Annotated in this window: 14 protein-coding genes and 1 riboswitch; of the genes, 6 read left to right on the forward strand and 8 right to left on the reverse strand. The window is 29.4% G+C overall.

The window, feature by feature from the left end:
* Positions 1-234: 234 nt before the first annotated feature.
* A complete protein-coding gene (locus tag C661_RS0105700) occupies positions 235-1,755 on the forward strand; it encodes a diguanylate cyclase (protein ID WP_017414350.1) in 1,521 nt (506 codons plus the stop codon).
* A gap of 361 nt (positions 1,756-2,116) precedes the next feature.
* Here C661_RS0105700 and C661_RS0105705 read toward each other — a convergent pair whose 3' ends face one another.
* From C661_RS0105705 to C661_RS0105715, 3 genes are all read right to left on the reverse strand, one after another.
* On the reverse strand, positions 2,117-3,313 hold the full coding sequence (locus tag C661_RS0105705; protein ID WP_017414351.1) for a DUF4179 domain-containing protein: 1,197 nt from the start codon (positions 3,311-3,313) through the stop codon (positions 2,117-2,119).
* A gap of 1 nt (position 3,314) precedes the next feature.
* A complete protein-coding gene (locus tag C661_RS0105710; protein WP_017414352.1) occupies positions 3,315-3,860 on the reverse strand; it encodes an RNA polymerase sigma factor in 546 nt (181 codons plus the stop codon).
* A gap of 290 nt (positions 3,861-4,150) precedes the next feature.
* On the reverse strand, positions 4,151-4,426 hold the full coding sequence (locus tag C661_RS0105715; RefSeq protein ID WP_017414353.1) for a hypothetical protein: 276 nt from the start codon (positions 4,424-4,426) through the stop codon (positions 4,151-4,153).
* 293 nt (positions 4,427-4,719) lie between these two features.
* Between C661_RS0105715 and C661_RS0105720 the strand changes: the two genes are divergently transcribed.
* Both C661_RS0105720 and C661_RS0105725 read left to right on the forward strand, forming a co-directional pair.
* Complete coding sequence (locus tag C661_RS0105720) at positions 4,720-5,151, forward strand: MarR family transcriptional regulator (protein ID WP_017414354.1); 432 nt, start codon at positions 4,720-4,722, stop codon at positions 5,149-5,151.
* A gap of 2 nt (positions 5,152-5,153) precedes the next feature.
* A complete protein-coding gene (locus tag C661_RS0105725; RefSeq protein WP_017414355.1) occupies positions 5,154-6,017 on the forward strand; it encodes an NmrA family NAD(P)-binding protein in 864 nt (287 codons plus the stop codon).
* Positions 6,018-6,179: 162 nt separating this feature from the next.
* Here the strand turns inward: C661_RS0105725 and catA are convergent, their stop codons facing one another.
* Complete coding sequence (gene catA, locus C661_RS0105730) at positions 6,180-6,839, reverse strand: type A chloramphenicol O-acetyltransferase (RefSeq protein WP_017414356.1); 660 nt, start codon at positions 6,837-6,839, stop codon at positions 6,180-6,182.
* Positions 6,840-7,163: 324 nt separating this feature from the next.
* Here catA and C661_RS0105735 point away from each other — a divergent pair, with 324 nt between their 5' ends.
* Both C661_RS0105735 and C661_RS0105740 read left to right on the forward strand, forming a co-directional pair.
* On the forward strand, positions 7,164-7,919 hold the full coding sequence (locus C661_RS0105735) for a DUF438 domain-containing protein (protein WP_017414357.1): 756 nt from the start codon (positions 7,164-7,166) through the stop codon (positions 7,917-7,919).
* Positions 7,920-8,120: 201 nt separating this feature from the next.
* Positions 8,121-8,354 (forward strand): DUF2249 domain-containing protein, encoded by a 234-nt coding sequence (locus C661_RS0105740; RefSeq protein ID WP_017414358.1) that lies wholly within the window; start codon positions 8,121-8,123, stop codon positions 8,352-8,354.
* A 157-nt stretch (positions 8,355-8,511) separates the two neighbouring features.
* Here C661_RS0105740 and C661_RS0105745 read toward each other — a convergent pair whose 3' ends face one another.
* The 3 genes from C661_RS0105745 to C661_RS0105755 all read right to left on the reverse strand — a co-directional run bounded on the left by C661_RS0105745 (position 8,512) and on the right by C661_RS0105755 (position 10,342).
* A complete protein-coding gene (locus tag C661_RS0105745; RefSeq protein WP_202803535.1) occupies positions 8,512-9,384 on the reverse strand; it encodes a YitT family protein in 873 nt (290 codons plus the stop codon).
* Positions 9,385-9,634: 250 nt separating this feature from the next.
* A complete protein-coding gene (locus C661_RS0105750; protein ID WP_017414360.1) occupies positions 9,635-9,877 on the reverse strand; it encodes a hypothetical protein in 243 nt (80 codons plus the stop codon).
* Between the two features lie 99 nt (positions 9,878-9,976).
* Positions 9,977-10,342 carry a DUF4180 domain-containing protein gene (locus C661_RS0105755; protein WP_017414361.1) on the reverse strand — a complete coding sequence of 122 codons (366 nt, stop codon included), beginning with the start codon at positions 10,340-10,342 and terminating at the stop codon, positions 9,977-9,979.
* 513 nt (positions 10,343-10,855) lie between these two features.
* Here C661_RS0105755 and C661_RS0105760 point away from each other — a divergent pair.
* Positions 10,856-11,290 (forward strand): OsmC family protein, encoded by a 435-nt coding sequence (locus C661_RS0105760; protein ID WP_017414362.1) that lies wholly within the window; start codon positions 10,856-10,858, stop codon positions 11,288-11,290.
* Positions 11,291-11,780: 490 nt separating this feature from the next.
* Here C661_RS0105760 and C661_RS0105765 read toward each other — a convergent pair whose 3' ends face one another.
* On the reverse strand, positions 11,781-12,956 hold the full coding sequence (locus tag C661_RS0105765; protein WP_017414363.1) for a phosphoribosylaminoimidazolecarboxamide formyltransferase: 1,176 nt from the start codon (positions 12,954-12,956) through the stop codon (positions 11,781-11,783).
* A 49-nt stretch (positions 12,957-13,005) separates the two neighbouring features.
* Positions 13,006-13,086: riboswitch (ZMP/ZTP riboswitch) on the reverse strand.
* Positions 13,087-13,251: the final 165 nt, after the last annotated feature.

Genomic DNA, 13,251 nt, shown 5'->3' on the forward strand with positions numbered 1-13,251 from the left:
ATTATCAAACTTATTTAAAAAACTTGATAAATTTTGTCGCATTTTGTTGAACAGTTTAATATAATATATTTATACTTCGTTAATAAATAATCATATTATTAGCAGAATTTAATGTAAAGTCTACAAATTTTATTACACCTTATATATGATGGTACTTTGATTGAACTTTTCTACATAAAATTCTCTTTTAAAAATGTACTTATAAAATTTAATTAATCATAAGGTGGGGATATTGTGAAATACAGTTATATGTTAACTCTCACTATAATAGCAATTGCTTGCTTTATAATAGGCTGCTATTTTTCTTATTCACACAAGAAAATAAGCAGTATATATAATCTTCAAACAGAAAATACAATCATTGATTTGAAAAAAAACTTTATTAAAGATACTGTGAATAATATAATAATTGAAATAGAAAGCGAAAGAAATAGCTCAATAACTCATTGTAACCAGGTTGCAGATGAAAAACTTTTTGACTTTGCTTCTATGAGCGATTTATCTGAGGCTGAGTTTGTAAACTTATTAGTTGGTGATTTTAAAAGTTATATAGCACAAAATTACTGGACAGTTTTTCTATGGAATAATAAAACTCATGAGGTACTTTATAAAACTGATGATTTAGAAGTAAAAAATATTACTAGCACATTAGAAATACTGAAATCTGAATTACTTGTTCATAAAACCCTAACTCATGGTAACTTAGAGGTAGTTTTTGGAGTGAGTAAAAGGTATATAAATGAAACTGTAAAAGAAATTATTGCTAATAACATTAGAAATTCTAAATTTAGTGATAACTCCTATATTTGGGTTAATGAAATCTTAAATTACCAAGGTGGTGTTAATTTTGCAATAAGACGGGTTCACCCTAACCTTCCTGATACTGAAGGTATGTATCTTTCAACCGATATGAAAGATATAAAAGGTAACTTGCCTTATCTTAAAGAGCTTGAAGGCATAAATAAAGATGGAGAGTTATATTACAATTACTATTTTAAAGAGCTAGATAGCGATAAAATCTCTGAAAAGTTAGCTTATTCAAAGTTATACAAGGACTTCAACTGGGCTATTTCTATGGGAGTATACTTAGATGATATTAAGGACTACACTGACATAACAAATAAAAAAAGCAAAACTATGTTATCTAACTTATCATTAATGATGATTCTAACCCTACTGTCACTTCTACTTATCTCTTTTTCATTACTTATTTCAACGGAAAGATTCAACTACAAACACACAAAAAAACAACTTGAGTCCGAAATAAATCAAGATGTTCTCACTAAAGCTTATAGCCGCAAATTTGGTACAAATGAACTGATGAAGTGTTATAAGGATTTTAAAATGAATAATACAAATCCTGGTATAATGATATTGGATATAGACAAATTTAAAACAATCAATGACACTTATGGTCACAACATTGGCGATATTGTACTCAAAGAAGTAGTGAAGTCAGTGAGTCAAATAACTAGAGATTCAGACAAATTGATTCGTTGGGGTGGAGATGAGTTTATCGGCATCTTTCATGGTTTGCGTGAAGAAAATGCTCTTATCTTAGGTGAAAAAATATTACTTGAAGTAGGTAATTTGAAAATACCTGTTGGTGATGATATTATATCTCCGTCCATTTCCATAGGATTTTCTTACTTTAAAAAAAGTGATAAGGAATATACTGAGGTTTTAAAGCGAGCAGATGATGCACTCTACAGTTCAAAAGTTCAAGGCAGAAACAAAGCTAATATAATTCTGTAAATAATGGACAAGTTCATTATTTAATATAAATTACAATATAAATGAGTCTGTGCCTTCTTTGAATAATTATCTTAACTATTGAAAGAGGGCACAGACTTTTATTAAAATCTTTATAAAAACATTGGAAGATATAGTATTCGTAGAGGTTTATCAGGTTTTAGTAAAATTAATATTTTATTTCTCACTAAAACTCTCTTACTATTACATATATTTATATGACTAGAAAAGATTCCAACAAGGCTTTAGAAATAAATGAAATTTCTTCTGAAGATGAGATTGAGGAGGTTTCATACCTAAAAATAAAGAGACTATTTCCAAAGGGAGTTTCATAACCCCTTTAGGAATAGCCTCTTATAAATAACTATTTGTTTGTCTTTTTAACCAAGGTTATTTCTTTATTTTCGCCATTTAAATCTGTTAATAGCACTTTAAAGTTTCCGTCATAATCAAAGGATGTAATTTGAAACCCTCTTACTTGTGTTATTATTCCACTTTCGTCAAACCTTGAATATGCTTTTGATTTTGCTTTTTCAATATTGCTACCACTATCATTAACTAAAGTAGCTTCGAATATTTTATCGTGTATTTTTGTTTTATCCTCATCTTTAACATTAGAATTAAACTCAAAGGTTACGTACATACAAGTAGGTAATAGCTCGGCTTTAATTATTTTTATTGTTTCTCCATTGGTTCCTTCAGGTACATAGGTAATTTCCTTACCTGCTTTAAGTTTTTCATCTAAAGTTATACTAGATTGCCATTTGCCTTCAATAAGATTGTACAATCTCAACTTCCTCTGCTTATAGTTATATATTTCTAATTCTTCTAATTTACTTTCAGCCTTTGAAAAGGTGCTATCCTCAAGATTATTATCTAGAGAAGTCAATAATCTTACTGCTTTAACATCCAAGTTTACACTATTTATATCTGAAATTGGCTCCATAGAGTATAAAACTAAATTATATTTAACTTCACCTGTTTCTTTATTTATTATTTTATCAGTAGTAAATCCAGTTTTTAATCTCTGCACTTTCTTTTCCTGTTCTTTACTTAACTTCTCAGTATCACTTCTTAAAAGATATCTGCCATTATTATCTTTTAAATTCATATCAAGGTCCACTTCCTGTAAATTATTTAATAAAGTCTTATCCTCAAATTTTACATTTAAGGAAAGTGCTAATTTTGAGCTATCATAAACTATATCTGTTATTCCAATTTCAATTCCCTGATCCTTTACCATATTTTTTTCCCAAAGATTTTGAACTAACCCATTTTCTACTGCTTTCTGTGCCCCTTCATCTTTAAAAAATAAGTTTTTAACTGCTGCTATGGTCTTATTACCAATTGCTGCAAAGGTGTCTTGTACAGCAAAGGTTGAACCTACTATGCAAAGTGCAGCTACTACCGAAATAATTTTCCTCCTTTTTACAGTCCTATTTTTCTTTGCTATATTTCTTATATCGGCAAAAGCATTTTCCTTTTTATCTAGAATACTTTTAGGTATTTTTATATCCTCATTAAACATTTTATCTAGCTGATTATCAAAATTACTACTCATTCTAACACCCTCCCTTACTAAAACCATGATTTTCTGACTTCACATAATGGATCTTTAATTGTTGTCTTGCTCTGCTTAACCTTGATTTAATGGTACCTTCTTTTTCATTAAGAATTTCACTAATTTCCCTTGTATTAAACCCATTTACATAATAAAGTACAATAACTAGCTTATATTCTGGGCTCAAAACACTTAAAACCTCTTCAAAATCCAACTTACCTTCAACAATATCATCAGTACTTAAATCCGTATTACTATCAATAGCCACTTGAAAATCCTCTACATAAATAACCTTGTTGCTAGACATTACATTGTTGCAATTATTAATTAGAATTTTAATTAGCCAAGTTTTAAAAAAGCAAATATTTCTTAGTTTTTTAATATTTTTAAAACAAGCAAGAATTGTCTCTTGTATAACATCTCCAATATCAGCTTCATTTTTAAGTCTTGCTTTAGCTACTTTATACATCTGTGGCATGTATTGATTTATAACTTCAATAAAGGCCTCCTCGTCTCCCTTTTGTGCTTTTTTTATTAATAAATCCATATATTATCCTCCAAAAACTCATATACGTATATGCTTTGTACAATAATTAGACCATATAAAAACTAAAATAGTTGCATAAACTTTAATGGAATATTTCTGCTTATAATTTTGGCTAGGCTTTAATAAAATGTTGAAAAGTACAAAAAAATATTAGGTTGAATGAAAGTTCACCCTAATATTGCATTTACTATAAATTTACTGATAAGTATTGATTTATCTTTGGGCTAGATCTTCTGTTCATCCAATGGTTTTCTGCTCTTGTTGATGTATTGATAAACTTTGAATAGATGTTACAAAATCAACTTAATAATATCAGCGATTATGATGAATAAACCTAAAGTTATACATAATATTCCTACAGTCTTACTTCCCTTGCTGATACCTTCTGAACTTGTTTGTTTTGCAATCTTAATTTGATTTAAACCATTAAATAATTGAGTAAATCCCATAAATAACATGACTATATCAATACTTGCATAATTTGCAAAGAAAAGCACTCCTGAAATAATTGTTAATATGGCAAATATAATACCTATTATAGCGTATATTTTCCTATTAGCCTCCAAAATTAACACCCCTTACTTTATTATTCTTATACCCTTCATATTTCCTATAGTTCAATTTTACCATAAATTAACTTTAATTACAGAGAAATTCTTTTTTATAGTACCTATTTATAACTAACAACGGACTGATATGAAAGTTTTCTATACACTAATAAATTTCCCCATAACCTCACCATGAAAAGCTTCGTGTTGAACACCGACTTAATAATTATCTACTTAAAACTTCTTGACAAAGTTAATCTAATTAACTAAAATATAGTTAATCAGATTAATTATATTAAGGTGGTAAAATTATGGACAACTCAAATTTAAAGTTTCAAGGTGCTGAAGCTATCTCCATGTTTTGTAGATTAAATATTAATGCAAAAAGAAATCTTCCTGTTAGACCAGGTGAGATGGGGTTATTAATCCTAATTGTGAAAAATGAAAATCATATTACTCCAGTTATGGCAGCGGATTTTTTTAAAGTTAGTAAGCCAATGATAGCTACCATGGTAAAATCACTTTTAAAACAAGGTTATATTAAGAAGATCCCCTCTAAAGAGGATAAAAGAAGTTTTATAATATCTCCAGAGGAAAAAGCCGTTGAATTAGTTAATAGTACTTACGAAGAATATATTAGATTAATAGAAATGCTTCTAAAAGGTATGGGTGAAAAGAAATACATTAAGTTTATCAATTTAATGGAAGAAGCCAATGAAATATTAATGGAAGGAAAAATTTAATTATGGGAAAAATTATGGTTACAGGTGCCCTTGGAAATGTTGGAGGATATATTGCAAAATATCTTATTAGACTAGATGAAGATATTGTAGTGGCAGATATCAATAAAGAGGCTTTAGAAAATAAATTTGGCTCTAAAGTTAAGAGTGTTTACTTTGATTTCACTGACCCTTCAACCTTCAATGAGGCATTAGAAGATATAGATAGAGTTTTTATTATGCGCCCGCCGCATCTTGGAAAACCTCAAGATCTAAAACCTTTTATAGAAGCGTTAAAAAGAAAAGGTAATATTGAACTTGTAAGTTTTTTATCATTGATTGGTGTAGAGAATAACCCTGTGCCCCCACATCATAAAATTGAAAAGTATATTGAGGAGGTAGGTCTCCCCTATTGCCATATTCGACCAAGTTTTTTTATGCAGAATATTAGTGGAATACATGCTTTTGAAGTTAAATATTTTAATAGGATTGTTGTTCCTGTAGGAAGTGCTTTAACTAGCTTTATTGATGCAGAAGATATTGGAGAAATTACTGCAAAAATACTTTCTAATCCTAAAAGTCATATAAATAAGGCATATTCAATTACAGGGCCTGAAGCTATTGATTATTATGAAGTTGAAAAAATAATGACAGAAGAGCTAGGAAGAAAAATTGCCTACTCTAATCCTAAACCAAGCTTTGCATTAAAATACTGGACTAAAATTAGAGGTCTTGATGAAGAATATTCAAAGGTAATGAATATGTTGTATATGATGACAAGATTGGGCACAGCTAAAAAGGTTACTAGTGTTTTTAAAGAGGTTATGGGGAAAAACCCTCAAACATTTAGGCAGTTTGTGAGAAAAAATATTTCTGCCTGGGAAGAGTAATATTTCACACTATATAATTGTTTCTAGAGAAATTAAAGAAAAACTTTCTATTATTGAGAAATTGCTTAATAAATAGATTGCTATTCAAATTATTTACATATTAATTTTTAAGGGAAGTCATCTGACTTCCCTAATTTTGTTTTATAAAATATTGTAATGAACTTATTTATATGTTAACCAAATTTGAAAATCTGATGCTAATTCTTGTACCTCATTAATAAATCTACTGGTATGATACCCATCACAAACTGCATGGTGAACCTGAATGGATATAGGAATAAATGTTTTATTATTTTGTTCAAAATATTTACCAAGGGTAAATATAGGAGTTAAATAGGTTCCATCATCCTGTATATTAAGATTAAAGCCAGTAAAACTCACCCAAGGTATGCAAGATATAGGGAATGTATTGGTTGATTCATTGAGCTTCGGTTCAAAACTCATAATGTGCCCATAGGTTTTAATATCCTCAAGATATTTATTATAAAAACCTGAAAAACTTTCTTCATACTCTGTCCAGATACTTGAAAATGTTTTATTATCCTCATGAAAGATAGTGTAATTTGGACTCATACTATCCCAGTATCCTAAATTATTATTTTCATCAAAACAGATGCGGAATTCCTCATGGTTATTTACCACAGTTGCAATGATATAAATAAGTGTTGGGTACAGTTTAAGTTTTTTTAGTCTAATGTGATTCAGTAAATTTGTTATTTCTATATTTGCTGTCATGCTATAAGTGCATTTAACAGAATTGAAATAGTGTTCAAAATATGGTTTTCTATCCCAATGTTCAGTATCTATTAAATTAAATTTCATAATTTTAGCCTCCTAAAAATTTCGTTAACTTATTTTAGCAGGCTATCTTAATTGAGATAATCACTTTACGCCCTCCAAACCTATATATTTGTTTGTATTATAGCATATCTACTACATTGTATCAATTGCCAACCTTCACCTAAAATATAGTTTATAAATTATTTTGTAATTTGATTTCAATCACATTCAATTCCTAAAATTCTTTGTACAATTAATACATAGTCAAGCACAAAATTTAGTTCAATAGCCTTACTGGCTAAGACTTTATGAATTACAAAGAAGAATTTTTTTAGATAAATATTATGGTTGTGAGGAGGTATTATTATGAATGAAAAACGTATTGAAAAACTAACTCAAGTGCTTAAAAGGTTAAATACTGAAGGAGTTACTGAGGAGAGTAGAAAAGAAGCTCTTGATATTGTTGCTAATATAGATCCTATAGAGTTATCCATTGCAGAGCAAAGATTAATTGAAGAAGGAATGCACCCAGAGGATTTAAGACATTTGTGTGATATTCACATGGAGGTTTTAAGTGATGAGCTAGTGAAGCTTAGAAAGAAAATTCAACCTGGTCATATGCTAGATACCTTAATTGTGGAGCATGAGAAGATAAAGGAATTTTTAACTGAAGTGGAGGCTTTAAACTTTTTAATTCAAAAATTAAATAGCTATGAGGAAGGGCCAGAGTTATTTAGAGAAATGGCTGTCCTTGCAAATAATATTTTAGAGGCAGAAAAACATCATCAAAGAGAGGAAGATGTGCTATTCCCTGAACTTGAAAAAAGAAATATCACTGGCCCAACTAGAATAATGAGAATGGAACATGAAGACCTTAGAGCAAGAAAAAAGGTTCTTAGAGAAACCTCAGAATTAGCTCCTTCACTAGATTTTGCTCTATGTAAATCACTAATTGACGAAACCTCAAAGTACCTTGTGTTCCAGTTAAGAGATCATATTTATAAAGAAAATTATATTTTATATCCTACAGCTGTAGATGCAATAAAAGAAAAAGAAATCTGGAAGGAAATGAAGGAAAAGTGTGATGTTATTGGCTACTGCCCCTTCACTCCAGAAGTGTAAGCATTAAGCTAAGGATTAAAATATTAATATATAGGAAACCAAAATTAATCCAAACTTATACCTTCTTCTATCTCGGTTTCCTTAAGGCTTTTAGAAAAGAATAAATTAAAGTTTTCATAACAAAGCCTATAATAAGTTGTAACAAACACTGCCTAGGGCTACCTTTAGTCCATGGACAAAAAATATAAGGAGATGTTAACTATGTCACAATTTGCTGCACAAGTAGATGCAAGAAAATATGAACCCAAAGACAAACACGCTGTTATTTTTCAAACCTTTTTCGACTTAAAAAAAGGTGAATTTATGGAACTTATAAATGATCATGACCCAAGACCACTACACTATCAATTTTTAGCTGAACTAGATGGTCAGTTCAGTTGGGAATACCTAGAGCAAGGACCTGAGGTTTGGAGAGTTTCTATAGGTAAAATGTAATAAATTAAAGCTAAAGCTTCAACTTAAATATTATAGTGTCCTTTACAAAGGATACACTTTATATGTTGTAGCTTTAGCTTTTTCATATTTTCAATTCTTCTCTCTCCCCTTCTAAGTTATCCTTCCAAATGTCAATAAAATTTTAACTTAATCTTTTTTAGGCTAAGCTCTCAAATCCAAGGCCCTTCCCCCAAACTGAAGTAACAGGAAGCACATTTACAAAGGCGTTAGGATCTTCATTTGCTATAAACATTTTAATTAGCATTGATTCTCTAGGTGAGCATATAGTTACAATTTTTAATCTTACTAAATTCATATAGCCACCTTTTATTTCATAAGTGCTAATGCCTCTTTTTATATCACTTAGTATATAATTTGAAATGGCCTCATGATTTTCACTTATAATTTCAATTTTTACCTTCTTAGAGCTGAAACCATAAAGCACAACATCTGCTACTTTCATAAATATGAGTTGAGATATAATAGCATATAGAGCAATTTCCTTATTATATATTAATGCAGAGGATATAATTATAACTCCATCTATGCATAGTAATATTTCACTTAAACTTATAAAAGGAAATACCCTATTATGAAGTATCTTTGCTACAGTATCACTTCCACCTTGTGAAAATCCTCTTTTTAATATAAGAGCAGTTCCTATGCCACATATAATTCCAAAGTATATTGAAGCTAAAATCCTATCATTTTCTATGAAGGCAAAATTCATTTTTTCAAATGCTATTAAAATCATTGGAAAGGTAATAGATAGGGTTGCAATCTTCACAGCTTCACCTTTGCCTAGTGTGAAATATGCTGTTATTAATACAAGTATAGACAAGGAATAATAAATGTAGGAATAGCTAATCTTAATGATTTCCTCCATAATAATGGATATGCCTGTAATTCCACCAGAAATTAGCCCATTAGGCTTTAGTATTGAGGTAATTGAAAAAGCCACTAATATACAACCTATTGCAACAAAAATGAAGTCTAATACTTTGTTCTTTAAATTTAAATTCTTCATCATTACACCTTTCTTCTTTAAAATAATCACATTAACTATGATAGCTTACCAATGTATATTCTAAAAAAAATCCAGGTTAAATGTAGGTAAAAAGTGTGATGATTAAAATTCAATAAGACTCATAATAAAAAAAGTCTGTATAAACCTTAAGATTACTATAATAAATAGTTATCTTAAAGTCCCTACAGACTTTTATAATTTTGAGAAAAGTAGCATTATAAGTGGCGCCTTAGCTCTACTCTACTCCATAATACTACAATAATATTATTCTAATTCTATTATTATGTTCTTTAAATAATTGTATAGTGGAAGCTAAGTTTGAACTGTGAACTGAAGTTTGATAAATAATAATATCTGGATAATACTCTTCACATTTGCTAATGGCTTCTATGGAATTTTTAGCCACATAAACTAAGTTGATTTTCCCCTTAAACACTATACTAATTATTGAATTATAAATTATATCTAAATCTCCAATTAACATCACTCTATCCAAAGCATTCACCCGTATTTAATTGTAGCCTAAAACAAGTTTTTCTACAACACCACTGACCACAAAATCCTAGATGCCTAAGGACATAATTTATTATGAACCCTATACGGAACTTAATTTTTCAATTGCTTGGTCTTCGTCTGGTAAAAAGAATATATGCCTTCCTTTATTGCTCTCATAAATAAAGTCTCTCAAACTCTTGCTTGTATATACTGAAAAATCTCCTACAATGGCTAGTTTCACATTGTAATTAACAAACTTTTGAAGTATATCTCCTGCAAGCTTGGTACTTAAGTTAAAAAAGTCCTCGCATACTGCTGACTTATTTAAAACTACGCGATTGCAGCCAGTATCGTAAGTTGCTGTCATAATAAAGTCTAAGGCTGATTGAACATCTGATATCACTATCTCACAGCTATTTATAACTGCAATCTCAACATTTTTTTCTTTAGCTATATTTATCTTCATAAAAATCCTCCATTCACATAAATAAGTTTACTTTATAACAAAAAACAAGTGTTCCTACTATTATATCTTAATTGTAACCATAACTCCAATATGTTCAAAGGCATATATATTTTAAGGCATAGTTTTCATACTGAAAAGTAGCTAGTTTTTTTCCTTAAAGCTCTAATTACCTACTTAGATTCTTATAAGAAGTAAACATATAAAAATAATCCGCTGCATCTTTTCTTTCACTTTTATTTTCCAAAATCTCCTCCTCGAAACTCTCATCTTTTACCATATAAATAGTATAACAGACACCATTCGCAGCAGTAAACTCACCAAATAGTGGAATATACTGTTGTAAATAAAAACTATGTTTATTTATGATGTGTTATTTTCTATTGTAAAAATAGCAAAGTCATTAAGGTATTTAAAAATGCTTATCTGTATATATTCATCAATATATGATGTAAAATAGTAGTAAATCATCAACTATTCTTAAATAGTTTAAATAAAAGTTTAGGAGGTTTTATTGTGAGCAACAATTTAACGGTAACAGCAGATATGATAAATGACAAAGTGAAATTTTCTGGGGTATCACGTGATAATCATGAGATAATTATCGATTCTATTGATGGAGATGGGTATACACCACTTGAGTTATTCCTTATGAGTATGGCAACTTGCAGTGGAATGACATTGGCTTTATTACTTAGAAGGATGCATAAGGAAGTAGCTGAGTTTAAAGTAATTGCTTCTGGCGAAAGAAGGTCAACTCCTCCATCATACTTTAAAAGTATACATTTAATATTTGAGCTTGCATCAAAGGATTTACAGGCAAGTGAGATTGAAGAAACTATAAAACTCATGGAAGAATCTATGTGTCCTGTTTGGAACATGGTGAAAAATAATGTTGATATAAGCAGTGAGTATAGAATCACATGCAGAGAAAAAATAGAAAGCGTATAATTTTATAAATACTATCACCGAAATTCACCATTACTAAGAACCTTTAATAAATATTATTCCAGTTATAAATTACTTCTTTGAAAATTAAATAATACTGTAATAGCAATAGAAATTAGCTCAATGTTATAAATTTGAAATCAACATTATTAGTAGAAGTATAATTATGAAATTTAAAAAGATAAGTGCTAATAATCTTGAGTAAGTAAGAGCGTTACATATCTATAGTTATCCTATTTCATTAATGCCTAATATTAAAATTCAAGCTAAAAACCTAAGGACAGCCCCTAATCTAAAAAAGTGAATTCTTTTAAGATTAAGGGCTATGCTTAAGAAAATCAGTGTATAGAGCCAATTATTGTTCCGCTAAAATAGTAAATTTGTATTCTACTCATATATTTTATTCTCCAATTAACTTTTTACTATTATTTTTGAAGTATATACAAAGGCCCATTTTTCATTTTCCTTCATTAATATTATTTATTTTCTAATCTTAATGATGAAATAACCTTATATTTGAGAAAGCCATTGCTATATCATATTCATTACATGCCTCTATTACTATTTCATCTCTTAGAGAACCACCAGGTTGAGCAATATATTTTACACCACTTTTAACCGCTCTATCTATATTATCTCTAAATGGGAAAAATGCATCTGAACCTAAAGATACTCCAGATAAATTAGATAACCATTTGGCTCTTTCTTCCTTTGTTAATCTATTCGGTATGTCATTAAGTATTCCGCTCCAATTTTTCATTTCCTCAGCAGTAATATCTTCTCTAAGGTATTGATCTATAACATTATCCCTATCTAACTTCGAAATGCCTTCTTTGAAGGATAAGTTAAGGACATTAGGATGCTGTCTCAAATACCATACATCTGCTTTTGATGCAGCTAATCTTGTGCAATGTATTCGTGATTGTTGTCCCGCACCAACACCAATTACTTGACCATCTAAAGCAAAACAAACAGAATTAGACTGAGTATATTTTAATGTTATCATTGAAATAAGTAAGTCTCTTTTCCCATCAACTGTAATAGTTTTGTTATTTGTTACTATATTATTAAGTATGTCCTGGTTTAGTTGAATATTATTTCTCTTCTGCTCAAATGTTATACCGTAAATATCTCTCTTTTCTATCTCTTCAGGTTCATAGTTATAATCCATTTTTACAATACAGTAACTTCCTTTTTTCTTTTTCATTAGTAGCGCCAAGGCTTCATCTGTATATCCTGGAGCAATTATACCATCTGAAACAGATTTGCTTAAAATTACTGCAGTAGGCAAATCTACAATATCACTAATAGCCACCCAATCACCAAAAGATGACATTCTATCTGCACCCCTAGCTCTTGCATATGCAGAAGCCACAGGAGATAGTTCTATATCCTGCACAAAATATGCCTTTTTTAATACATCGCTTAAAGGCAGCCCTATTGCAGCACCTGCAGGACTTACATGTTTAAAAGATGCTGCTGCCGGTAATCCTAATGTTTGTTTTAATTCTTTAACCAACTGCCATGAATTAAAGGCATCCATAAAATTAATATAACCTGGATTGCCATTAAGCATTTCAAATGGTAATGCCTTATCTTTAATATAAACTCTTGCTGGTTTTTGATTAGGATTGCATCCATATTTTAATATAACCTCTGATTTTCTCATAAACCTAACCTCCAAAATAATTTAATATAAAAAACCGCCTGGATAAAATTATATTTACCCAGGCGGTCGATATTTTTCTAAATCATGCTCCCTATGGTAAACTCCATTTCCGCCAGTTACATGATTATATTATTTATTTTAGTTAAATTATAGAATATATTCATATTTATGTCAAACTCTATATTCAAATGAATTTTACGGTATTTTTTATATTTTAGTACAAAAACTGCCCATAAAAAAATTTTTCAATATTTTTATGAAAGGTTGTAACAAAATGCTATTATGATAGTCTTAT

It is taken from the genome of Clostridium tunisiense TJ (assembly GCF_000300195.1).
GTDB classification, from domain to species: Bacteria; Bacillota; Clostridia; order Clostridiales; family Clostridiaceae; genus Clostridium_J; species Clostridium_J tunisiense.